Source organism: Thioalkalivibrio sp. AKL8, from assembly GCF_000380525.1.
GTDB lineage: Bacteria > Pseudomonadota > Gammaproteobacteria > Ectothiorhodospirales > Ectothiorhodospiraceae > Thioalkalivibrio > Thioalkalivibrio versutus.
Genome location: NZ_AQYF01000007.1, coordinates 219126 through 240631, shown reverse-complemented (window position 1 = coordinate 240631; position 21506 = coordinate 219126). Strand labels below are relative to the sequence as shown.

The 21506-nt window shown below is 67.2% G+C and carries 22 protein-coding genes; 10 read left to right on the top strand and 12 right to left on the bottom strand.

The genetic code is table 11. The annotated features are described in order from the left end of the window. Window positions 1-4 precede the first annotated feature (4 nt). Entirely contained in the window at window positions 5-439 is a 435-nt protein-coding gene (locus G335_RS0106870; protein ID WP_018168397.1) for a cytochrome c, read from the bottom strand. A gap of 16 nt (window positions 440-455) precedes the next feature. Further along, the gene (locus G335_RS0106865) at window positions 456-1097 is read right to left on the bottom strand and encodes a TetR/AcrR family transcriptional regulator (RefSeq protein ID WP_018176267.1); all 642 of its coding nucleotides are present in this window, start codon (window positions 1095-1097) and stop codon (window positions 456-458) included. 116 nt (window positions 1098-1213) lie between these two features. Here G335_RS0106865 and G335_RS0106860 point away from each other — a divergent pair, with 116 nt between their 5' ends. Beyond that, complete coding sequence (locus G335_RS0106860; protein WP_018168395.1) at window positions 1214-2611, top strand: glycoside hydrolase 100 family protein; 1398 nt, start codon at window positions 1214-1216, stop codon at window positions 2609-2611. Then, complete coding sequence (locus tag G335_RS0106855) at window positions 2608-4785, top strand: HAD-IIB family hydrolase (RefSeq protein WP_018176266.1); 2178 nt, start codon at window positions 2608-2610, stop codon at window positions 4783-4785. The genes G335_RS0106860 and G335_RS0106855 overlap by 4 nt, the downstream gene beginning before the upstream one ends. 233 nt (window positions 4786-5018) lie before the next feature. On the opposite strand, the gene G335_RS0106850 is transcribed toward G335_RS0106855, so the two are convergent. Further along, complete coding sequence (locus G335_RS0106850; RefSeq protein ID WP_018168393.1) at window positions 5019-5780, bottom strand: sulfite exporter TauE/SafE family protein; 762 nt, start codon at window positions 5778-5780, stop codon at window positions 5019-5021. On the opposite strand from G335_RS0106850, the gene G335_RS0106845 reads away from it, so the two are divergent. After that, complete coding sequence (locus G335_RS0106845) at window positions 5773-6441, top strand: DUF4124 domain-containing protein (protein ID WP_018176265.1); 669 nt, start codon at window positions 5773-5775, stop codon at window positions 6439-6441. The two genes, G335_RS0106850 and G335_RS0106845, sit on opposite strands and share 8 nt — an antisense overlap. On the opposite strand, the gene argB is transcribed toward G335_RS0106845, so the two are convergent. Beyond that, the gene (gene argB / locus G335_RS0106840; RefSeq protein WP_018168391.1) at window positions 6431-7309 is read right to left on the bottom strand and encodes an acetylglutamate kinase; all 879 of its coding nucleotides are present in this window, start codon (window positions 7307-7309) and stop codon (window positions 6431-6433) included. The genes G335_RS0106845 and argB overlap by 11 nt on opposite strands. A gap of 175 nt (window positions 7310-7484) precedes the next feature. Here argB and hmpA point away from each other — a divergent pair, with 175 nt between their 5' ends. Then, on the top strand, window positions 7485-8666 hold the full coding sequence (hmpA, locus tag G335_RS0106835) for an NO-inducible flavohemoprotein (RefSeq protein WP_018176264.1): 1182 nt from the start codon (window positions 7485-7487) through the stop codon (window positions 8664-8666). Between the two features lie 24 nt (window positions 8667-8690). Here the strand turns inward: hmpA and dut are convergent, their stop codons facing one another. The 3 genes from dut to G335_RS0106820 all read right to left on the bottom strand — a co-directional run bounded on the left by dut (window position 8691) and on the right by G335_RS0106820 (window position 11166). Further along, complete coding sequence (gene dut, locus G335_RS0106830; protein ID WP_018176263.1) at window positions 8691-9152, bottom strand: dUTP diphosphatase; 462 nt, start codon at window positions 9150-9152, stop codon at window positions 8691-8693. A gap of 20 nt (window positions 9153-9172) precedes the next feature. Continuing rightward, the gene (gene coaBC, locus G335_RS0106825) at window positions 9173-10390 is read right to left on the bottom strand and encodes a bifunctional phosphopantothenoylcysteine decarboxylase/phosphopantothenate--cysteine ligase CoaBC (protein ID WP_018176262.1); all 1218 of its coding nucleotides are present in this window, start codon (window positions 10388-10390) and stop codon (window positions 9173-9175) included. A 179-nt stretch (window positions 10391-10569) separates the two neighbouring features. Beyond that, window positions 10570-11166 (bottom strand): DUF502 domain-containing protein, encoded by a 597-nt coding sequence (locus G335_RS0106820; RefSeq protein ID WP_018176261.1) that lies wholly within the window; start codon window positions 11164-11166, stop codon window positions 10570-10572. Between the two features lie 173 nt (window positions 11167-11339). Between G335_RS0106820 and G335_RS0106815 the strand changes: the two genes are divergently transcribed. After that, a complete protein-coding gene (locus G335_RS0106815) occupies window positions 11340-12314 on the top strand; it encodes an MBL fold metallo-hydrolase (protein WP_018176260.1) in 975 nt (324 codons plus the stop codon). A gap of 10 nt (window positions 12315-12324) precedes the next feature. On the opposite strand, the gene G335_RS0106810 is transcribed toward G335_RS0106815, so the two are convergent. Beyond that, window positions 12325-13284 carry a lipid A deacylase LpxR family protein gene (locus G335_RS0106810; protein ID WP_018168382.1) on the bottom strand — a complete coding sequence of 320 codons (960 nt, stop codon included), beginning with the start codon at window positions 13282-13284 and terminating at the stop codon, window positions 12325-12327. A gap of 88 nt (window positions 13285-13372) precedes the next feature. Here G335_RS0106810 and G335_RS0106805 point away from each other — a divergent pair, with 88 nt between their 5' ends. Then, complete coding sequence (locus G335_RS0106805; RefSeq protein ID WP_018144672.1) at window positions 13373-15100, top strand: potassium/proton antiporter; 1728 nt, start codon at window positions 13373-13375, stop codon at window positions 15098-15100. Between the two features lie 41 nt (window positions 15101-15141). Here G335_RS0106805 and G335_RS0106800 read toward each other — a convergent pair whose 3' ends face one another. Further along, window positions 15142-17193 carry a UvrD-helicase domain-containing protein gene (locus G335_RS0106800; protein WP_018176258.1) on the bottom strand — a complete coding sequence of 684 codons (2052 nt, stop codon included), beginning with the start codon at window positions 17191-17193 and terminating at the stop codon, window positions 15142-15144. An 86-nt stretch (window positions 17194-17279) separates the two neighbouring features. Between G335_RS0106800 and G335_RS0106795 the strand changes: the two genes are divergently transcribed. Genes G335_RS0106795 through G335_RS0106785 form a run of 3 tightly spaced genes read left to right on the top strand, consistent with a single transcriptional unit; the run spans window position 17280 to window position 18798 of the window. Continuing rightward, window positions 17280-17663, top strand: a complete 384-nt coding sequence (locus G335_RS0106795) for a thioredoxin family protein (RefSeq protein WP_018168378.1) — start codon at window positions 17280-17282, stop codon at window positions 17661-17663. Next, window positions 17660-18217: a 1,6-anhydro-N-acetylmuramyl-L-alanine amidase AmpD gene (gene ampD, locus G335_RS0106790; RefSeq protein ID WP_018168377.1), complete on the top strand. Its 558-nt coding sequence runs from the start codon at window positions 17660-17662 to the stop codon at window positions 18215-18217. The genes G335_RS0106795 and ampD overlap by 4 nt, the downstream gene beginning before the upstream one ends. Next, the gene (locus G335_RS0106785; protein WP_018168376.1) at window positions 18214-18798 is read left to right on the top strand and encodes a histidine phosphatase family protein; all 585 of its coding nucleotides are present in this window, start codon (window positions 18214-18216) and stop codon (window positions 18796-18798) included. The genes ampD and G335_RS0106785 overlap by 4 nt, the downstream gene beginning before the upstream one ends. Window positions 18799-18816: 18 nt before the next feature. Here G335_RS0106785 and G335_RS0106780 read toward each other — a convergent pair whose 3' ends face one another. Next, window positions 18817-19134, bottom strand: a complete 318-nt coding sequence (locus G335_RS0106780) for a DUF2322 family protein (protein ID WP_018144666.1) — start codon at window positions 19132-19134, stop codon at window positions 18817-18819. Between the two features lie 161 nt (window positions 19135-19295). Between G335_RS0106780 and G335_RS0106775 the strand changes: the two genes are divergently transcribed. Beyond that, entirely contained in the window at window positions 19296-20057 is a 762-nt protein-coding gene (locus G335_RS0106775) for an inositol monophosphatase family protein (protein ID WP_018176257.1), read from the top strand. A 55-nt stretch (window positions 20058-20112) separates the two neighbouring features. Here G335_RS0106775 and G335_RS0106770 read toward each other — a convergent pair whose 3' ends face one another. Beyond that, entirely contained in the window at window positions 20113-20439 is a 327-nt protein-coding gene (locus tag G335_RS0106770; RefSeq protein WP_018144664.1) for a helix-turn-helix domain-containing protein, read from the bottom strand. After that, window positions 20436-21428, bottom strand: coding sequence for a tRNA dihydrouridine synthase DusB (dusB, locus tag G335_RS0106765; protein WP_018176256.1), 993 nt, complete (start codon window positions 21426-21428; stop codon window positions 20436-20438). Before dusB ends, G335_RS0106770 begins: the two co-directional genes overlap by 4 nt. Window positions 21429-21506 lie beyond the last annotated feature (78 nt).

Sequence of the window (21506 nt, the reverse complement as noted above, 5' to 3'; positions counted from 1 at the left end):
GTGCTCAGCGTTTTGGGGCGTCTTCCGGCGACAGGGCGCTGACCACCTCGTCCCGGAATGCGCTGTGGCAGGCGATGCAGGCATTTACGAGCCTGCCGTGGTAGCGGATGGACTTGTCCAGATCCTGGTCACGCGCCGCGTCGGCAAGCCCTTCGGCGGCACCGTGCACTCGTTGATCCAGCGCACGGAACTCGCTGACCCGGGACCCTACTGCCGACAGGACACGGCGACGTTCGCCGAGCGAGGGCTTCGGATGATCTGCGATCGCCTCGGCTGCCTCGGTGATGGCAGTGAAGTCCTCGACGAACAACGCGGACTGGACCCGGTTCATGTCGTCCGTGAGCCCCTGCATCACGGACTGGAAGGTATCGGCCGACGCAGTGCTAGCCAGGGGCATGGCGAGAACGGCGACGACCAGGGTGGCACGGGTGAAGGACATATCCAGTCTCCTCGGGTTAGTCGAATGTGTTCGGGTGCGGGCCGGGTGCCTGAGTCGGTTGGTCCTGCGGTGCTCGCAATGCAGGCTCCAGCAGTCGCCACAGCACGTCGCCCTGCTGGTCGAGCGGAAACTCGAAATCGGAGAGTGACCAGCGCATGACCAGCCCCTGGATCATCGCCACGATCAGGCGGGCGGTTTCGGCGGTTTCCATGTCCTGGCGAAAGCATCCCTGGGTGACGCCTTCCCGGAGCAGTTCCTCCAGCCGGGAGGTGTAACGGTCGATGATGTCGCGGACCACGGCCTTCAACTCGGGGTCTTCCAGGTGCAGGCGTTCGGAGAAGATCAGGCGCGGCAGCCCCTTGCGCCGACTGATGAATCGCAATTGTCGGGTCAGGAGGTTGCGCAGGCGGACGTCTGCCGAGCCGCGTCCGGACAGCATCGGTGTGAGTACGTCCAGGAGCCTGCGGCCGATGGACTCCAGCGCCGCGCGGAAGATCGCGTCGCGGGTTGGGAAATGCCGGAAGATCGTGGGCTGGGCGATGCCCACCCGATCGGCAATGGCCTGGGTGGAGACGTCCCGTGCCCCGCGTTCGGCTGTCAGGTCGAGTAGGGCCTGAACGATCTCTTCGCGCCGTTCGTCGCCGGATTTTCGTTGCATGCAAGTAAGTAATCGCTTTCGCTCTTTATGATGCAGATCGTATGAAGTTTATGGGGGGGGTGGCAAGTGGCTGGGGTGCGTGCACAAACGCACGGGTTTCCATAGACTCGGTGTTTATGAATCAGCTCCCGCCCGACGCCCGCAATCCGACGCTCGAATCCGCCTACCAGCTGCTGCACGATGCCGAGGTGCGCTATCGCGGGCGCACGGTGGGCACGGTGGCCAGCCTGGACGAGCGGGCGCCTGCGGAAAACTATGCCGACTGCTTCATCCGCGACTTCGTGCCCTCGGGGCTGGTCTATCTGCTGAACGACGAGCCCGAGGTGGTGCGCGACTTCCTCGCGCTGATCCTGCAGATCCGCGATACCCAGGAAGAGATCGAGGGCCATCGCCGCCTGCCGCGGGTGATGCCGGCGAGCTTCCGCGTGTTCACCGACGAGAACGGGCGCGAGTCCCTGGCGGCGGACTTCGGCGATCGCGCGATCGGGCGTGTGGCGCCGGTCGACTCGATGATGTGGTGGGTGCTGCTGCTGCGGGCCTACCAGAACCGCACCGGCGATACCGATTTCATCAAGAGTGCCGATGTGCAGCGCGGCATCCGCTTGATCCTGAGCATCTGCCTGCAGGACCGTTTCGAGGTCTTCCCGACCCTGCTGGTGCCGGACGGCAGCTTCATGATCGATCGGCGCATGGGGGTGTTCGGCCACCCGCTGGAGATCCAGGCCCTGTTCTACGGGATGCTGAAGGCCTCGCTGGCGATGCTCGAACCCTGCGACAAGGACTCGGAGCTCTTGTGCGAGCAGTCCGCGATTCGTACGCGGCAGCTGTCCGATTACATTCGCAATTACTACTGGCTGGATCTCGAGCGGCTGAACGATATCCATCGCTATCGCACCGAGCACTTCGGCCACGAGTCCGAGAACTCGCTGAACATCTATCCCGAGAGCATCCCCGACTGGCTGGTGGACTGGATCCCTTCGGAGAGCGGGTACCTGGTCGGCAACCTCGGCCCCGGACGCATGGACTTTCGCTTCTTCAGTTTCGGCAACCTGCTGGCGGTCCTGTTCGGGCTGGCCGACGAGCACCAGTCGCGTTCGATCATGCAGACCTTCGAGCAGCGCTTCGAGGACCTGATCGGGACCATGCCGGTCAAGATCTGCTATCCGGCGATGGTGGGCGAGGAGTGGCGCCTGTTGACCGGGTCCGATCCCAAGAATACCCCGTGGTCCTACCACAACGGCGGCAACTGGCCGGCACTGTTGTGGGCGTTCACCGGCGCGGCCCTGCGCGTCGGGCGGCCGGATCTCGCGCGTAGCGTGCATGCGGTCGCGGCCGAGCGCCTGTATCGCGATAACTGGCCGGAGTACTACGACGGGCGCCATGGTCGTCTGGTCGGCCGGCGCGCCAACTATCGCCAGACCTGGTCGGCGACCGCGGTGCTTGTTTCGCAGGGCCTGATCGACAACCCCGAGACCCTCAGCCTGTTCGACAGCCCGGAACCCGAGGTGCCATGAAAAAGACCCAGAGCAAGTCACGCGACGGTGAAGGCCTTTATCTCGTCCTGATCAGTGTCCACGGCCTGATCCGCGGACGGGAGCTGGAGCTGGGTCGCGACGCCGACACCGGCGGGCAGACGCTCTACGTGGTCGAGCTCGCGCGCGCGCTGGCCCGCCACCCGCAGGTCGGCCGGGTTGACCTGCTGACCCGGCGGGTGGTCGACAGCAAGGTATCCGCCGACTACGCCGAACCGGAAGAAGACCTGGGCGACGGGGCCCATATCGTGCGTCTGGACTGCGGCCCGCGGCGCTACCTGCGCAAGGAGAAGCTCTGGCCCTATCTGGACTGCTTCGCCGACAACGCCCTGGGGCATATCCGGCGGGTGGGGCTGCGGCCGGACGTGATCCACGGGCATTACGCCGATGCCGGGCATGTCGCGGTGCAGCTGTCGAACCTGCTGGGCGCACCGATGCTGCAGACCGGCCACTCGCTAGGGCGGGTCAAGCGCGAACGCCTGCGCGAGAGCGGGATGTCGGACGCCGACATCGAGGCGCGCTACAACATCTCCACCCGCATTCATGCGGAGGAGGAGGCGCTGGCTCATGCCCACCGCGTGATTGCCAGTACCCGCCAGGAGATTGGCGAACAGTACGCGACCTACGACAACTATCAGCCGGAGCGCATGGAGGTGATTCCGCCGGGCACCGACCTGACGCGCTTCCATCCGCCGAAGCGGGGTCAGCGCAAGCCGCCGATCTGGGCCGCGGTCCGGCGCTTCCTGGAAACCCCTGACCGCCCGCTGATCATGGCCCTGTCGCGCGCCGACGAGCGCAAGAACATCCGCGGCCTGTTGGAGGCCTACGCCGGGAATGACTGGCTGCGCGAGAACGCGAACCTGCTGATCGTTGCCGGTAACCGTGACGACATCGCCGACCTCGACAAGGGCGCGCGCGACGTCATGACCGATCTGCTCCTGCGGATCGATCGCCACGACCTGCATGGCCTGGTGGCCTACCCGAAGCACCACGACTCCGACGACGTGCCGGATCTCTACCGCCTGGTGGCCTCCAGCAAGGGCGTATTCGTGAACCCGGCGCTGACCGAGCCCTTCGGCCTGACCCTGATCGAGGCCGCGGCCAGCGGCGCCCCCATCGTGGCCACCAACGACGGCGGACCGGAGGAGATCATCTCGCGCTGCCACAACGGACAGTTGATCGATCCGCTGGATCCGGAGGGCATCGCCGACGCGATCCAGGCCATCCTCGCGGATCGTCCGCGCTGGCAGCGTTACTCGCGCGCCGGGCTCAAGGGCGTGCGCCAGCACTATTCCTGGGACGGCCACGCCGAGAAATACGTCAAGCTGGTGAAGTCGCTGACCCGCGAGGTGCGCCAGGAGCGCCACCACGAGCGCCGGGTCTCCGGTCATCTGGCGCAGATGGATCGCGCCGTGATCACCGACATCGACAACACCCTGCTGGGCGATGACAAGGCCACTCGTGCCTTCGTCGCCTGGCTCAAGCGCAATCGCAAGCGTGTCGCCTTCGGCGTGGCCACGGGACGGCGCATCGATTCGGCCGCGGCGATCCTCGAGGAGCATGGCGTGCCCACCCCGGACGTCTGGATCACCTCGGTGGGCAGCGAGATTCATTACGGCACCAAGCAGACCGAGGATCGTGGCTGGGCGCGCCATATCAGTCATCGCTGGGAGCCGGACCGGCTGCGCGAATGTCTGCAGCAGGAGAAAAATCTGGTCCTTCAGCCGGATGTGGACCAGCGCGCATTCAAGGTCAGCTTTTTCGTCGAGCCGCCCGGCAGTCTGGATGCGAAGGCGGTGGAGACCCGGCTGTACCGCGAGGACCTGCACGCCCGGGTGATCTACTCGCACGACCGTTTCCTCGACCTGCTGCCGGTGCGCGCCTCCAAGGGCCTGGCGGTGCGCTATCTCTCCGACAAGTGGGGCATCCCGCTGGAGCACGTGCTGGTCGCCGGCGATTCTGGCAACGACGAGGACATGCTGCGCGGGCGCCTGCTGGGGACGGTGGTGGGCAACCACCAGCCAGAGCTGGAGAGCCTGCGCGGCTTCCAGCGCATCTTCTTCGCCGGGGCCACGCACGCGCGGGGCCTCCTCGAAGGGATCGAGCATTTCGACCTCCTCAACCGCTGCGAAAGCCCGGGCGACGCCGAAGAATAGCCCGCGTTTGCTAGCGCCGAGCGCGTGAAGGCCCGAAGAAGGGCCAAGGCCGTTGCGCCACGGAGGGATCGAAGATCGCGGAGTGAGTGGATGTTGCCGCCAAACCCATTTCGCTCTGCGGATTTGCGGGGACGGCCAATCACTTCCAGGCCATGCCCTTCCTGCACGAAGGGCATGTTCCCCTTTCGTGCCTTCGTGTGCTTCATGGTGGATTGCCCTGGTGAGGCAGGGCGTCAGGGCACGGGCAGCAGCAGGGCGATCCCGGTGAGGACGGTGACGACCTCGAAGGCGCGTTTGACCAGGCGGTTGCCGTAGTGCTGGGCCGCCCAGGCGCCCAGATATCCGCCAACAAAACTGCCCACCAGCAGTGCCGGCAGCCAGTCCCACTGCACCGTCCCGAGCGTCCCGAGCATCAGGGCGCCCGCCCCGTTCCAGACCAGGCCGACCAGGACCATGGTGTAGGCGACCGCCTGGGTATAGTTCATGCCGTACCAGCGCACCAGCCACAGGGTGACCATCAGCCCCGTGCCCGAGGCCAGCGAGCCGTTCAGGATGCCGATCAGGAACAGACCGGCCGCGCCGATCAGGGCGTGGCTCCAGGAAAAGCCGATCTCGCGCACCACCTGCCCGAGCTGCGGGCGGCGCCAGGAGTACCAGCCGAGGCCGATGGTCAGCAGGCCCAGGGCGATTTCGCCGGCCCGCGGCGGGATCCCCAACACCAGCCAGGCACCGATTAACACCCCAGGCAGACCGGCCAGCAGGATAATGGCTAGGCGCCTGGGCGCGAATGTGCTTTTCTTGACGTGGCGCAGGCCGGCACCGGCACCCAGAGCCACGGATGCGATTTTATGGGTGGCCAGTGCCACGGGGTAGGGAAGGCCCAGAAAAATCAGGGCGGGCAATTGCAAAAGGCCCGCCCCGCCACCGGCCAACGCGGAGAACCCGTTGGCCACGATGGCGATGAAGACGAGTCCGAGGTGTTCGAAAATGGTCATTTGGGGTGTGTGGAACGGGCAGCGGTCAGGGGTTTTTCGCCCGGCGCTGGCCGGTGCGTTGTTGCTGGGGCTCGCGGTCCCGGTCCAGGCGGATATCTACCGCTGGGTGGATGATAACGGGACCGTACACTATTCCAGCACCCCGCAGCCCGAGACCAGCCAGCGCGAACGCCGCATCTACGACTCCGAGGGGCGCATGCGCGAGATCCTGCCGGCCCCGATGAGCGCCGAGGAGCGGGCGCAGGCCGCGGCCGAGCGCGAGCAGGCGGAACGCAACCTGGAGGCGACGCAGCGCGCGCGACAGGATCGAGTTGCGCGCGAGCACCAGTTGCGCCGGGCTTACACCTCGCTGGAGGAGATCGAGGAGCTGCGCGAGCGCCGCGAGCGTTCGATTGGTGGCAACGTCCTGCGCAGCGAGGCCCAGGAAAGGACCCTGCTGCGTGAACGCGAGCGCATCCGCCGGCAGCTGGACGGCGCCAATGAAAACTCCCCGCTGGCGGATCGTTACCGGGCGGAGCTGGACGAGCTGGACGCGCGCATTGCTCGCGAGCGCCAGTACCGTCGGGGGCAGCGTGAGCGCCTGTCCGCGATCCACGAGCGCCTGGATCTGGACCGCCGCGACTTTCAGCAACTGGTGCTGAATGGCCGCGTTAACGACTGATCAACGTCCCCACACCCTGGTCGGTCAGTAGCTCCAGCAGTACCGCGTGTTCCACTCGGCCGTCCACGATGTGGGTGGCGTTCACGCCACTGCGCACGGCATCCAGGGCGCAGCGGATCTTCGGGATCATGCCGCCGTGGATGGTGCCGTCGCGGATCATGGCATCCACCTCCGGCGCGGCCAGGCGCGGTAGCAGCGCCCCGCTGCCGTCGAGCACACCCGGGGTGTTGGTCAGCAGGAACAGCTTCTCCGCATCCAGCACCACGGCGAGCTTCTCGGCCGCGGTGTCGGCATTGATGTTGTAGGCCTTGCCGTCGCGGTCGAAGCCGATCGGGGCGATGACCGGGATGAAGTCGCTCTGATCCAGGGTGTGGACAATGCTCGGGTCCACGCCTTCCACCTGGCCGACATGGCCCAGGTCGACGCTGGGTTCGCCCTCGGCCGCGCCGTAGTCGCGCAACGGGGTCGCGCGGATCATCTGCCCGTCCTTGCCGGTCAGGCCGACGGCCCGGCCGCCGAAGCGGTTGATCAGCGACACGATCTCCTGGTTCACCAGCCCGCCGAGCACCATCTGCACCACGTCCATGGTCTCGCGGTCGGTCACGCGCAGGCCGTTGACGAATTCCGTCTCCTTGCCCAGGCGTTTCAGCAGTTCGCCGATCTGCGGTCCGCCGCCATGCACGACCACTGGATTCACGCCGACCTGCTTGAGCAGAACGATGTCACGCGCGAACGAGGCCTTCAGGTGGTCCTCGGTCATGGCGTTGCCGCCGTACTTGATCACGATGGTCTTGCCTGCGAAGCGCTGGATATAGGGCAGCGCTTCAATCAGTACGTGGGCAACGGAATGGGCCGTCTGGGTATCCATGGCGGGTCCGGTTGTCGGGTTTCGCAGCCGCGCAGTTTAGCACCCCGCCTTGCGGGTGCGTCGGGGCGGTCATGGTCAGCGTCTCCTTGAAGGTCGATTCGATATGCATGGTTTGACCGGTGACGCCGTGGCGGGTATAAAGCTGCGCACCACATACAACAAATGAAGGTGTCCCATGCTCTCGACCGAACAGAAGGCGATCATCCAGCAAACCGTGCCGCTGCTGGAATCCGGCGGCGAAGCCCTCACCCGTCACTTCTACGAGATCATGCTGCGCGACTACCCGGAGGTGCAGCCGCTGTTCAACCAGGCGCATCAGGCCAGTGGCGAGCAGGCACGGGCCCTTGCCAATGCGGTCCTGAACTATGCACGGCACATCGACCGACTGGAGGCCCTGGGCCCGCTGGTGGGCCAGATCGTCAACAAGCACGTGTCGTTGCAGGTGCAGCCCGAGCATTACCCGATTGTCGGCACCTGCTTGTTGCAGGCCATGCGCGAGGTGCTGGGCGAGGAGGTCGCGACCGATGCGGTGCTGGAGGCCTGGGGCGCGGCCTATCAGCAACTGGCCGACATCCTGATCGAGGCCGAAGAGGGCGTGTACACCGCGCACGAACAGCAACCCGGCGGCTGGCGTGGTGCCCGCGCCTTTCGTGTGGAGCGCAAGTTCCCCGAGAGCGAGGAGATCACCTCGTTCTATCTGCAGCCGGTGGACGGTCAGCCCGTTCCGCCGCACCAGCCAGGGCAATACCTCGGGCTGCGCCTGCTGATCGACGGCAAGGAGGTACGGCGGAACTATTCCCTGTCGGCGGCGGCGAACGGCAAGACCCTGCGCATCAGCGTCAAGCGCGAGCCGGGCGGTGTCGCCTCGACGTTCCTGCATGACCGGGTTCAGGAGGGCGACGTGCTGGATGTCTTCCCGCCGGCCGGCGATTTCGTGCTGCGGGCGTCGGATCGCCCCGTGGCCTTCGTGACCGCGGGAGTCGGGATTACGCCGGCGGTGGCGATGACCGAGGCGGCGCTGGCCGACGGTCGCGAGGTGCACTTTCTCCACTGTGCGCGACACGGTGGCGTGCACGCGTTCCACGACTGGGTGGAACGTCAGGCAGAACAGGTGTCCGGTCTGACGCGTCGTTATTGCTACAGCGAACCGCGTGCCGGCGACCAGCCGCACGCGGAAGGCTTCCTGACCCGGGAGCAGCTCGCCGAGTGGCTGCCCGACAGCCGCGAGGTGGATGTCTATTTCCTGGGACCGAAGCCCTTCATGCAGCAGGTGCGCGCCCACCTGCGCGGGCTGGGTATCCCGGACGACCGGGTGAACTACGAGTTCTTCGGGCCCGCCTCCGCGCTGGAGACCTGATGCGGTTGGGGTGCCGGGCCGGGGTCAGCCCCGGCCCGAAGACCCGAAGCCGCCCGCGCCGCGGGTGGTCTCTTCGAAGTCCTCGACCACGCGGAATTTCGGCTGGATGACCGGGACGATGACGAGCTGCGCCAGGCGCTCGCCGATCTCGAGTGTGTAGGCGCTCGCGCCCCGGTTCCAGCAGGAGACCATCAGCGGGCCCTGGTAGTCGGCGTCGATCAGGCCCACGAGATTCCCCAGCACCAGGCCGTGCTTGTGCCCGAGCCCGGAGCGCGGAAGGATCATCCCGGCATAGCCCGGATCCTCGATGTGGATCGACAGCCCGGTGGGGATCAGCTCGGCCGTGCCCGGCTCCAGCGTCAGCGGGGCCTCGATCATTGCCCGCAGGTCCACGCCGGCAGAGCCGTCGGTGGCCGGGGCGGGCAGCGGGAAGTCCGCGCCCATGCGTGGGTCGAGGATCTTCAGGTCAATCTCGGGGACGGGCATTCGGGGTTCCTTGGCAATGACTAATCTGTTTCGCGTGGGTTCAGGCGCTCGATGACCAGGTCGATCAGCGCGCGCGCCAGTTGGGCCTTGGGCTGGTTCGGCAGCGTGCGCTCGCCGCCCTCCCACAGGCACAGCAGCTCGTTGTCGGCGGTGCCGAAGGCGAGGCCTTCGCCGACGCGATTGGCCGCGATCAGGTCGAGCCCCTTGTTTCGGCGCTTGGTCTCGGCGTGCTCGCGCAGGTCCTCGGTCTCGGCCGCGAAGCCCACCAGGAACGGGCGCCGGGGGAGCGTGGCCGCCTGGCGCGCGGCGTCGGCGAGGATGTCCTGGGTGCGTTCCAGGGCCAGATGCATCGTGGGGTCGGATTTCTTGATCTTCTGGGCCTGTGGTTTGGCCGGGCGGTAGTCGGCCACGGCCGCCGCCGCGATCAGGATGTCGGTCGCGGGCAGGCGTTCCATCACCGCGGCGTGCATGGTGGCGGCGGTTTCGGTGGCAACGCCCTCGACGCCGGCGGGCACGGCCTGTGCGGTGGGGCCATGCACCAGGGTCACGCGTGCCCCGGCATCACGCGCGGCCGCGGCCAGGGCGAAGCCCATGCGCCCGGAGCTGCGGTTGCCGATGAAGCGCACGGGGTCGATGGGTTCGAAGGTGGGGCCGGCGGTGATCAGCACCTGGCGACCGGCTAGCGGGGCGTCTGCTGGCTGCAGCAGTTCGCGCGCGATCGCGGCCGGCTCGCGCAGGCGGCCTTCGCCCTGCTCGCCGCAGGCCTGGTCGCCGCTGTCGGGTCCGATCAGGGTCACGCCGCGTTCGACCAGGGTCGCAATGTTGGCCTGCGTGGCCGGGTGTGCCCACATGCGGTGGTTCATCGCCGGCGCCAGGGTGACCGGCGCGGTGGTGGCCAGCAGCAGGGTACTCAGCAGGTCGTCCGCCAGGCCCTGGGCGTAGCGGGCGATCAGGTTGGCGCTCGCGGGGGCGACCACGATGCGATCGGCCCAGCGCGCTAGGGCGATATGGTCCATGCCGGATTCGGCCTCGGCATCCAGCAGTTCGGTGCGCACCGGCGCGCCGGACAGGGCCTGGAAGGTCAGCGGGGTCACGAAGGCGCGGGCACCCGCGGTCATCACCACGCGCACCGCGCAGCCGGCGCGCTTGAGCTCGCGCACCAGCTCGCAGGCCTTGTAGGCGGCGATGCCGCCGCTGACGCCGACCAGTATCCGGGGCTGGGTGTCGTGTTCCGTCATGCGCCGGATTCTACCCCTTAAGGAGACGCTGATTAATTCGCACGTTCGCGTTGGTGCCCCATTTTCCCCGATTCTGCGTTGCGCCGCTTGACCGTAGAGTGACTACGGCACTGCGCACCGCGCCTTGTCTCGGAAAAAATGGGGCACCAACGCGGACGTGCGAATTGATCAGCGTCTCCTTAGCCTTTGTCCTGGCGCGCGGAGACGCCGGCGGTCAGGGCGTAGCGCATCGCATCCTCCAGCGGCAGGTCCAGCGGCTCGACCCGCTCGCGCGGCAGCATCAGGGTGTAGCCGCCGATCTGGTAGCTCATGGGCATGTAGACCGCGAGCGTCTCCGGCCCCCCCAGGTTGTCCGGCAGGCCCTCGAAGTCCTCGCGGGTGACAAAGCCGACCAGTTTGAAGTCGGTGCCGGGGAACGTGACGAGCACGGCCTTCCCGAAGCGCTGATGGATGTCGCCGGAGAGCAGGTTGGTGACGTCGCGCACGGTGCCGTGGATCGTCTTGATCACGGGGATGCGCTGCATCAGGCCCTCCAGCCAGTCGAACAGCCAGCGCACGACATAGGCCTGCAGCAACACCCCGAGGCCGAAGATCAGGCCGATGCCGGCCAGGATCCCCATGCCCGGGAAGTAGAGCAGATCCGGCAGGACGGCCTGCAGCAGGCCCCCGAGGACATCCTCGGCGGTGCTGCCCAGCCACCACAGCAGGGCCAGCGTGATCGCGGCCGGGAGGATCGCGGCCAGGCCGGTCAGGAAGGTGCGGGAGATTCGGCGCACAGCAGGCTCCGTGCAGGGGGGATCTCCGGAATGCTAACGCATTCGTGTCCGCAGCACGGTCGGCTGCCGGTCACGACTGCTCGGGGCGGCACTTCCGTGATCGGGTGCAGTCTATGAAATGGGTTTGAGCGGCATTTTTGCCGATACATTTTTGCCGATAGAAGGAGCGGACGATGAGCGGATGGACCGGGTTGGGTGTGCTGGCGCTGGTAGTCTCGGCGGTTGCCCTACCGCAGGCCTCCATCGCGGGGGAGTCGGACGCGGCCGCGCCCGAGGACTACGCGATGACGCCCGAGGCGGTGGCGCCGGGCGTCTATGCGGTGATGACGCCGGCGCGGGATCTCCCCAGTCGCGAGAACCTCGGCTGGAACGCGAACATGGCGTTCGTGGTGGCCGACGACGGCGTGCTGGTATTCGACACGGGCTCCTCCGAGACCATGGGTGTGGCGCTGCGCGAGGCGATTGCCGAGGTCACGGGTCAGCCGGTGCGCTGGATCGTGAACAGCCACAGCCACGGGGATCACTGGCTGGGCAACCACGCCTTCGCCGATTCCGACCCGGAGATCATGGCCGGTTCCGCCGCGACCGCGCGTATGGAGACGGAGGCCGAAGGCTGGGTCGAGAATTTCCGCGAGATGACCGAGGGCGCGACCGGTGACACCACGCCGCTGTTGCCGAATGTTGCGGTGGACGAGCGTATCACCCGTGACCTTGGCGGCACCGAGGTGGTGATTCTTCCCTCCGGGGGTGCCCATTCGCCGGGCGATCTGAGCATCTGGCTGCCGCAGACGCGGGTCCTGCTGGCCGGGGACGTGGTCTACAGCGATCGTGCGCCGTCGGTCTGGGATGGCGATGTCGCGCAATGGATCGACCTGCTGGACGAGCTGATCGCGCTGGAGCCGGCGGTGGTCGTACCCGGCCACGGTCGGCTGGAGGATGCGCAGACGCTGGCCCGGCTGCAGCGTTATCTGGTCACGCTTTGGGAGGGGATCGAGGAAGGTGTGGAACAGGGGCTGGCCGCTTTCGAGACCGTGCCGCTGGTGCGCGAGCGCATGGGTGACCTGATCGATCACTACCCCGGCTTCGACGACAAGATCGACCGGTCGGTGGCTACCACGTACCCGGATGTCGAGGCCGCGGTGTTCTGAATCCCTGTGTTCAGAACTGCCAGGTGGCGTGCAGCGAGCCGAACTCGGCCGCGCCCTTGGCCTGCCCGCTGAACTCGCGCGAGCGCCAGACATGGGTGTAGCCCAGGCGCACCCCGCCTACATGAAACACGACCCCGGCGGTGAGTTCGCCCACCACGGGGTGTTTGTCCACCGAGGGCCCGTCACGAAAGACTGGGCCGTCCAGGAACAGGTCGTAGAGCATCAGCCGCGTGTCGATACCGGCAAACGCATAGCCGCCGACGCGCGCGGTGGTCTCGAAGGTGTGGGTGCCGGACAGGGCCGGGCGGATCCGGGGCGGGCCGTAATCGCCCGGCAGGTTGCGCCCCGCGCGCACGATGGCACCGGCATTCGCGAAGGTGAAGGGGGTTCCGGCAGCCGCGCCCCAGTGCGGGGTCAGGTCGGCGCCCCAGCCGTTTGGCGTGCGGTGTGACCGGCCGCGCAGCTGGCGTTCGTAGGCCAGCATCAGCGTCGGTTCATTGCCGATCTGGTGATCCCATCCTTTTGGCTCCGGTGCGCTGGACCAGCTGTGGACCTCCCTCTGGGTGCGTTCGGCCAGGGAGGCCGGGCCGACCGTGCCCAGCGTGACCTGCAGGCGGTCCAGGCGGTTGTCGTGTTCCGCGGCCATGCTGAAATTCAGGTACAGCCAGCCGGCGTAGGGGCGATCATCCGGGTCCGGCGTCGTGCGCTCGATATCCTCCGGGGTGTACATGTTCTGACCCAGGTGGATCGCCGCCTTCAGGCGTTCGGGCTCCTCGCGACGGATGAAGAACGGCAGGCTGTCCGCCACAGTCCGCAGCCACGGTGGCACGCGTTCCTCGCTGCGCGTCCAGCCGATGCGAACCCCGTTGGTGTAGTAGCGATCCTCGCCCCCGAACAGGTCGTTCTCGAATTCGAAGTGCAAGGCATCGACGCCGCTCCCGGCCAGGCTGGTTGGGCTGGCGACCGCCACGCACAGGAGTGCCGTGGCCAGCAGGCCAGCCTCTCTCCAGCGGGTGGAGCGCCGTCGGGATGCGGGGGTGTTCCGGTATGATTGGCGCATGGACCTCTCCAACCAGATCATCTTCCTGGCCGCGATCGTGCTGCTGGGGAGCATCCTTTCGAGCGTGATCACCTCGCGGCTGGGTGTGCCCCTGTTGCTGGTGTTCCTGGTCATCGGGATGCTGCTGGGCCCGGAAGGCCCGGGCGGTCTGGTGTTCGAGAATATCACCGTTGCCTATCTGATCGGCTCGGCGGCGCTGGCGATCATCCTGTTCGACGGCGGGATGCGCACACCGGCGCGCAATTTCCGCATCGGGCTGAAGCCGGCGCTGGGGCTGGCCACACTCGGGGTCATCGTCACCTCGGGGCTGACCGGGGCGTTCGCCGTGTGGTGGCTGGGACTGTCCTGGCTGGAGGGGCTGCTGCTCGGGGCGATTGTCGGGTCCACCGATGCGGCGGCGGTGTTCTCCCTGCTGCGCTCGCGTGGGCTGGAGCTGAAGAGCCGGGTCGGCGCCACGCTCGAAATCGAGTCCGGCTCCAACGACCCGATGGCGATCTTCCTCACCATTGTGCTGATCGAACTGCTGCTGATGCCGGAACAGCAGTTCGGTCTGGTGGTGCTGGTGGAGTTCGTCCAGCAGATGGGCCTGGGCGCGTTGCTCGGGGTGGGTGGCGGCTTTGCCCTGCTCGCGCTGATCAACCGGGTGCCGATGGCGGCCGGGCTTTATCCGCTGTTTGCCATGGCCGGGGCACTGGCCATCTTCGGGCTCACCGGGCTGGTCGGCGGTTCCGGGTTCCTCGCCGTGTACCTGGCGGGGCTGCTGCTCGGCAACCGACCGCTGGAGGCCTCGCAGAACATCAAGCGCTTCCACGACGGCATCGCCTCGCTGGCGCAGATCGGCATGTTCCTGATGCTGGGCATGATCGTCGCCCCGTCCGAGCTCCCGCCGGTGGCGCTGGACGCCGGCCTGGTCGCCGCCGTGCTGATCCTGATCGCGCGGCCGCTGGCGGTGTGGATTTGCCTCTACCCATTCCGCTTTCCCTGGCGCGAGCAGGTGTTCATCTCCTGGGTTGGTCTGCGCGGGGCGGTGCCGATTATCCTCGCGCTGTTCCCCTTGCTGGCCGGGCTGGAACTGGCTGGCTACTTCTTCCACGTGGTGTTCTTCGTCGTGCTGATCTCGCTGCTGGTGCAGGGCTGGACCGTCGCGACCTCGGCGCGCTGGCTGGGGCTGGAGTTGCCCCCCACCACCGCGCGGGTGCAGCGCACCGAGCTCGACATCCCGGGGCAGCAGGAGATGGAGCTGGTCGGCTACCGTCTGGCGGAGACCACCCCGGTGGTGCGCGAGGCCTGGTCGAACTTCCGCTTGCCGGGCAGCGCACGGGTGGTGGCGCATCTGCGCAAGGGCAAATTGCTCGAGACCCTGGAGCTGCTGGATCTGCACGCCGGCGACCATCTCTACATCATGGTCACGCCCGCGGATCTGCATGACCTCGACCGCCTGTTCGTGCCCAAGGACGAGGTGCCGGAACGCCTCACCGAGCGCAGCGTGTTCGGCGAATTCGCGCTCAACGGCGACGCCCAGTTGGGCGCAGTCGGCATGGCCTATGGCGCCCCGGTCCCGCCCGAACGCCAGGGTGAAACCCTGGAGGTCTATCTGCGTCGCGAGCTCCAGGCCGAACCGGTCGTCGGCGATGCCGTCGATCTCGGCCCGATGCGCCTGGTCATCCGCGAGATGGACGGCGCCCGCATCACCCGCGTCGGCCTGAAGCTGCTGAAGCCTTCTTGAGTGTAAGTCCGGCGGTGCGAGGCCTGAATCTCTAAGGGGCCCTATTTTTCCAGCATGGCCTTCAGGCCGGCGAGGTGGGCGCGGGCGGTGAGCTGCTGGGTCTCGGGGTCCGGCGGCTTGGCGTCGGGCCAGTCGAGATGCTCCCCGGGGAGTTCGTCGAGAAAGCGCGAGGGCTCGCAATCGATGCTTTCGCCGTAGCGGCTTCGGCTTTGGGCGTAGGTGATCAGGAGGGTTTGCTGGGCGCGGGTCAGGCCGACATAGGCCAGGCGGCGCTCCTCCTCGATGGAGTCGTCTTCGACGCTGACGCGGTGTGGCAGCAATTCCTCCTCGAAGCCGACCAGGCAGACATGCGGAAACTCCAGGCCCTTGGCGGTGTGCAGGGTCAGCAGCTGTACCGACTCGTTGCCGTCCTGGGAATCCCGGTTGCGGTCGAGGATGTCCATCAGGCTGATCCGATTGACGATGTCGGCAAGACCCATGCTGCGGGTGTCCTCGGCCTCGTCATCACCGTATTCGGCCGTGGTGTTCGCTCCGCCCATGCGCCCGACCCAGTCGATGAATTCGCGCACGTTGTCCATGCGCCGGGTCGCTGCGCGCGGGTTGGGGCTGTTCTCCAACAGCCAGGATTCGTAGTCGATGTCTTCGACCAGGGCGCGTAGCAGGACGTCCGGGGACTCTTCCGCGCCGCGGCGCTGGAAGCCGTCAATCCAGTCAGTAAAGCGCTCCAGCCGGGCCTGGGCGCGGGCATCCATGTATTCGGAAAGACCGGCGCCGCGGGCGGCCTGCAACAGGGAGGTGCCGCGCTGGTTGGCGTAGTGGCCGAGCTTTTCCAGGGTGGCTGGCCCGATCTCGCGGCGCGGGACGTTGACCACGCGCAGGAACGCGGTGTTGTCGTCCGGGTTGGCGAGCAGGCGCAGGTAGGCAACCAGGTCCTTGATCTCGGCCTTCTCGAAGAACGACTGGCCGCCGCTCAGGCGGTAGGGGATGCCCTGCTCGCGCAGGAGCTTCTCGAACAGCCTGGACTGGTGGTTGCTGCGGTAGAGGATCGCGAAATCCCCCCAGCCCGCGTTGAGACGGAAACGCCGGCGCATCAGCTCGGAGACCACGCGCGCCGCCTCGGTGTCGGCGTCGGAGCAGCCGATGACCTCGATCTTTTCGCCCTCGCCAAGCGCACTCCACAAGCGCTTCTCGAATACGTGCGGGTTGTTCGCGATCAGCGCGTTCGCGGTGTGCAGGATGCGGTTGGTGGAGCGGTAGTTCTGCTCCAGTTTGATTACCTCCAGGCGCGGGAAATCGTCCTGCAGGCGCACGAGGTTTTCCGGGCGCGCGCCGCGCCAGGCGTAGATCGACTGGTCGTCATCGCCGACCACCGTCAGTCCATCACTGACGCCAACCAGCAGGCGCACCAGTTGGTACTGCGCGGAGTTGGTGTCCTGGTACTCGTCGACCAGCAGGTGGCGGATGCGGTCCTGCCAGCGGTTACGCAGCTCCGGATCGTCGCGCAGGCAGTCCACCGGGCGCTTGATGAGGTCGTCGAAATCCACCGCGTTGTAGGCGCGCAGGGCGTCCTCGTAGCGTGGGTAGAGGTTGGCGGCGGCGATGGCCTCCGGGGCATCGGTCATCTGACTCGCCTCGTGCAGCGCCTCCGCCGGCGTCATCAGGTCGTTCTTCCAGCGGCTGATGTGGCCGACCAGTGCGTCCACCTCGGAGCCGGTGTCATCGCGGTAGGTGATTTCGCGCAGCAATTGCCGGCAGTCGCCCGGATCGAGGATCGAGAAGCCGGCACGCAGCCCGGCCGCCTGCAGTTCACGGCGCAGGAAATTGAGCCCGAAGGTGTGAAAGGTGGAGACGCTAAGCCCGCGTGCCTGCTCGCGCGCCAGGCGGCCCTGCACCCGCTCGCGCATCTCGCGCGCCGCCTTGTTGGTGAAGGTGATGGCAACAATGCGGCGCGCCTCGAGCCCGCGCTGCTCGATCAAGTGCGCGATCTTCTCGGTGATCACGCGCGTCTTGCCCGACCCCGCTCCGGCCAGCACCAGCAGTGGGTGGTCCGTGGTGGTCACGGCGGCCTGTTGTTGAGGATTCAGTTCAGACACCGGGGTGATCGATTCCTTCTCAGCGGGGCGCGTAAACTAACCCACGATCCAGCATTCATAAAGACAGTAACGGTGAGGGTAAGCCATTGACCGATGTGTCGGGCACTGCAGCCGCGGCCGGGACGGACGGGTCGCTCCCGCGTCTGACCCAGTTTGATTTTCATCAGCGCCTGATGGATGTGCCGGGCTCGGCGGTGATTCTGTTCACGCGCCAGGGCTGTGGCGCCTGCAAGGTGATGGGTCGGGTCCTGGCGGAGTGGCAGGCGGCCGCGGATGCGCCTGCCTTGTTCGTGGTGGACGCCGAGACGGATACCGCCCTGGTGCGCGAATTCGAGGTCTTCCATCTGCCGGCGCTGTTCGTGTTCCAGGCGGGCGCCTACCACGGTCGCCTGGAGGCCCCGCCCCGGTTGCCCCTGCTGCGCGAGGCGCTGACCGCCTGCCTCGCGCGCCCACCCGAGGAGGCACCATGACCTCGAGCGACATCGACTGGTGGCCGCCCGCGCGCGTGGTGGAAAGCCCGAACCAGGATGCCCGCCCGCCGGGACAGGACCCGGAGTTGATTGTGGTGCATGCGATCAGTCTTCCGCCCGGCGAGTTCGGCGGACCGCATATCGCCGAGCTCTTCCAGAACCGGCTGGATCCGCAGGCCCATCCCTACTTTGCCGAGATCGCGGCGTTGCATGTCTCCGCCCATGTGCTGATTAACCGCGACGGGTGGGCCACCCAGTTCGTGCCGTTCTCCCGCCGTGCCTGGCATGCAGGGGCGTCGCAGTGGTGCGGACGCGAGCGCTGCAACGATTTCTCCATCGGGATCGAACTCGAGGGGACCGACGAGGATCCGTTCACCCCGGCGCAGTACGCCGAACTGGCGCGGTTGGTGGGCTGGCTCCGGGCACGCTACCCCGGTATTGGCGCGGATGGGCTGGTGGGTCACAGCGACATCGCGCCGGGGCGCAAGACGGACCCCGGGCCCTGCTTCGACTGGACGCGCCTGCGGCGGGAATTGCAGGCGGTGACGGCATGATCGTGGATTTGTTGCGCCACGGGGAGCCGGAGGGCGGTCAGCGCTATCGCGGTCATGGCTGCGACGATCCGCTGAGCCCGCGCGGGTGGGCCCAGATGGAGCAGGCGGTGAAAGGCGAGGCCGGCTGGCAGTACGTGGTCAGTTCGCCGATGCAGCGTTGCCGCGCCTTCGCTGAACGCTTCGCCGCCGGACAGGATTTACCGCTGTCCCTGGCGCCGGATCTGCGCGAGGTGGGCTTCGGCGACTGGGAGGGGCGGACCCGGGTTGAGCTTCAGCGTGACCGGCCGGAAGAGTACCGCGCCTTCTACGCCGACCCAGTCCACGCGCGGCCGGCAGGGGCCGAGCCGCTGGCGGACTTTCGGCGGCGGGTGGAGACCGGCTTCGAGGCGGCGTTGCGGCCCCTGGAGGCCGAGCGCGTGCTGCTGGTCGTGCACGCCGGGGTGATCCGCGCCCTGGTGGGCTGGGTGATGGGGGTGCCGGACGCGCGGCTGTTCCAGTTGGAATGCGACTATGCCAGCCGCACCCGCCTGCACCGGCACCCGACCCGGGGCTGGCGCCTGATCCACGCCAACCGGGTTTGAGTCGGACGCCGCTCCGGTCTACCCGGCCTGGTTGCTGCGTTTGGGGACGGCCTTCACCGACAGGTAGAAGTCGTTGTTCAGCACGTCGATCAGACGATCGATGTTCGGGTGCTTGCCGGGGTTGGCGCGGGCGTCATCGGCGTGGTTGCCGTACATCAGCAGCCCCGAGTTGGCCGCCTTGGGGCCGATGCCGCCGAAGTCCAGCGCCAGCTGATAGTAGATCTGCAGCGACAGGCTCTGGCCTTCCACGTTTTCGATGGTCGCGGTGGGGTTGTAGTCTTCGCCAAACAATTCCAGGCGTTCGATATTGCTGACGTCGGGCAGCTTCTTGGACATGTCGGGCTCCTCGAAATAATGGCGGCATTATCGGGGCATGACCCGGTGGCGACAACCAACCCGCGAAGGCGGCAGGGTCGCGCCGGGTCAGCGACGAAGGCGCCACATGCTAAGATAGCGGCTTTTGTCGAGGGGACACGAACATGTCGCGAAGCGCGTTCATGGAGGCCGCCCAGGCCGCCGCCGATGCCGCCGAGAAGGTAATCCGCCACTATTACGAGGCGGGTGTCGACGTCGAAACCAAACCCGACGATACCCCGGTGACCCGGGCCGACGTGGAGAGCGAACAGGCGATCCGCCAGGTGATCCGCGAGCACTTCCCGGATCACGGTTTCTACGGCGAGGAGACCGGGCAGTCGGACATGGATTCCGACTATGTCTGGCTGATTGACCCGATCGACGGCACCAAGAGCTTCGTGCGTCGCTACCCGTTCTTCTCCACCCAGATCGCGCTGATGTACAAGGGCGACCTGATCCTGGGGCTGTCCAATGGCATCCAGTTTGGTGAGCGGGCCTGGGCGGAAAAGGGCCAGGGCGCGTTCCTGAATGGCGACCCGATCGCGGTCGAGAAGACCACCGATCTGGGGCGGGCCTCCCTGTCCACCGGTAACCTCAAGTCCCTGGCGCAGAATGCTGAAGGCTGGAAGGCACTGGGCGGCATCACGGCCGAGGTGAACCGCACCCGTGGCTACGGCGACTTCTACCACTACCACCTGCTGGCGCGCGGCAGCATCGACCTGATCGTCGAGTCGGACGTGAATATCCTGGATATCGCCGCACTGGCGGTGATCGTGCGCGAGGCGGGGGGCGTGTTCACCAACCTCTCTGGCGGCGAACTGGACCTGCAGACCGCGAATGTCCTGGCCGCGGCCACCCCGGAACTGCATCGTACGGCCCTGACCCGCTTGGGCTGGAAGGGCTAGTCAGCGCCTTCCCATGCGCCCCGATCGGGGCGCATGGGGTTGCCGGCGCCGGGGGTTATTCTCCGGCGCCGTTCCCGTTGGTTCCCACCAGTCCGTGGGTGCGCAGCTTCTTGCGCAGGGTGGCGCGGTTGAGCCCGAGCAGGGCCGCCGCGCGGCTCTGGTTGCCCCCGCAGCGCTCCAGCACGCTGGCCAGGAGGGGGCGCTCCACCTCGTTCATCACCAGCGCGTAGAGATCGTGGCTGCTCTGCCCATCCAGGGTCTCGAAGTACTGGTCCAGTGCATGGCGCACGGACTCGGCCAGCACACAGTCGGACGGGAGGACGCCTGCAACCGGCGTCTCGTGGACCTCTGGGTCCTGTTCGAGTGGCATGTTCATGCTCATGCAGCCTCGCTTGCGATTCCCGTCAGGTGGGCCCGAAGGCGCCACAGTTGTTCGCTGGCCGTGGGGGCGGCGAGAAGATCAGCCCGGGCCGCCCGGGTGCGGGCCTCGTCGAGACCCAGGCCCTGAAGATACCAGCCCAGGTGCTTGCGCGCGATGCGCACGCCCTGCGGTTCGCCGTATTGGGCGTGCAATTCGCCAATGTGCTCCTCGATCAGGGCCAGGCGGGCGGCGCGCCCGGGTGCCGGCGGTATCGGTTCGCCCGCCAGCGCGGCCCGGATCTGGCCCGGGAGCCAGGGCTGGCCCTGGGCGGCACGCCCGATCATCACGCCCGCCGCACGGGTCGTATCCAGTACCTGCAGGGCCTTTTCGGGGCCGGTGATGTCGCCATTGGCGAGCACGGGGATGGAAACGGCCCGGACGATGCGCGCGATGGCGGCGTAGTCCGTCTCTCCGCGATAGGCATCGGCCCGCGTGCGGCCATGCACGGTCAGCATCGCTATGCCGCAGTCCTCGGCAATGGCCGCGATGGTCTCGCCGTTGATCCGTTCGCGGTCGAGGCCCAGGCGCATCTTCAGGGTCACCGGGACCGTGACCGCGGTGGTGAGCGCCTGGAGCAGTTCGCGCACCCGTTCCGGCTCGCCCAGTAGCGCCGATCCGGCGGCCTTGCTGCAGACCTTCTTGGCCGGACAGCCGAGGTTCAGATCAATCACGTCGGCACCGCGGCGCACGTTCTCGCGCGCAGCCTCGGCCAGGGCCTCGGGTTCGTTACCCAGCAACTGTACGATGCGCGGGCGCGGCTCCTGGCGATGATCCAGGCGGTGGCGGCTCTTGTCGCTGGTCCATAGTCGGGTGTCGGAGGTCACCATCTCGGATACCGCCGCGCTGGCCCCCAGGCGGCGGGCCAGTAACCGAAACGGACGGTCGCTGACCCCGGCCATCGGCGCCAGAAACACGACAGGGTCGGGGAAGTGGTGAGTTCCGAGCTGCATCGGGGCTATCGGGTCGGGAGCAAGCGGGTCAGTCTAGCAGCTAACCTGCGCGGTTTCCGGTGCGGTCGATCGCGAAAC

Bases quoted from the DNA above. Each gene is read 5' to 3' on its own strand.
- G335_RS0106870 (WP_018168397.1), bottom strand. From the start codon at position 439: ATGTCCTTCACCCGTGCCACCCTGGTCGTCGCCGTTCTCGCCATGCCC.
- G335_RS0106865 (WP_018176267.1), bottom strand. From the start codon at position 1,097: ATGCAACGAAAATCCGGCGACGAACGGCGCGAAGAGATCGTTCAGGCC.
- G335_RS0106860 (WP_018168395.1), top strand. From the start codon at position 1,214: ATGAATCAGCTCCCGCCCGACGCCCGCAATCCGACGCTCGAATCCGCC.
- G335_RS0106855 (WP_018176266.1), top strand. From the start codon at position 2,608: ATGAAAAAGACCCAGAGCAAGTCACGCGACGGTGAAGGCCTTTATCTC.
- G335_RS0106845 (WP_018176265.1), top strand. From the start codon at position 5,773: ATGGTCATTTGGGGTGTGTGGAACGGGCAGCGGTCAGGGGTTTTTCGC.
- G335_RS0106850 (WP_018168393.1), bottom strand. From the start codon at position 5,780: ATGACCATTTTCGAACACCTCGGACTCGTCTTCATCGCCATCGTGGCC.
- argB (WP_018168391.1), bottom strand. From the start codon at position 7,309: ATGGATACCCAGACGGCCCATTCCGTTGCCCACGTACTGATTGAAGCG.
- hmpA (WP_018176264.1), top strand. From the start codon at position 7,485: ATGCTCTCGACCGAACAGAAGGCGATCATCCAGCAAACCGTGCCGCTG.
- dut (WP_018176263.1), bottom strand. From the start codon at position 9,152: ATGCCCGTCCCCGAGATTGACCTGAAGATCCTCGACCCACGCATGGGC.
- coaBC (WP_018176262.1), bottom strand. From the start codon at position 10,390: ATGACGGAACACGACACCCAGCCCCGGATACTGGTCGGCGTCAGCGGC.
- G335_RS0106815 (WP_018176260.1), top strand. From the start codon at position 11,340: ATGAGCGGATGGACCGGGTTGGGTGTGCTGGCGCTGGTAGTCTCGGCG.
- G335_RS0106805 (WP_018144672.1), top strand. From the start codon at position 13,373: ATGGACCTCTCCAACCAGATCATCTTCCTGGCCGCGATCGTGCTGCTG.
- ampD (WP_018168377.1), top strand. From the start codon at position 17,660: ATGACCTCGAGCGACATCGACTGGTGGCCGCCCGCGCGCGTGGTGGAA.
- G335_RS0106785 (WP_018168376.1), top strand. From the start codon at position 18,214: ATGATCGTGGATTTGTTGCGCCACGGGGAGCCGGAGGGCGGTCAGCGC.
- G335_RS0106780 (WP_018144666.1), bottom strand. From the start codon at position 19,134: ATGTCCAAGAAGCTGCCCGACGTCAGCAATATCGAACGCCTGGAATTG.
- G335_RS0106775 (WP_018176257.1), top strand. From the start codon at position 19,296: ATGGAGGCCGCCCAGGCCGCCGCCGATGCCGCCGAGAAGGTAATCCGC.
- G335_RS0106770 (WP_018144664.1), bottom strand. From the start codon at position 20,439: ATGAGCATGAACATGCCACTCGAACAGGACCCAGAGGTCCACGAGACG.
- dusB (WP_018176256.1), bottom strand. From the start codon at position 21,428: ATGCAGCTCGGAACTCACCACTTCCCCGACCCTGTCGTGTTTCTGGCG.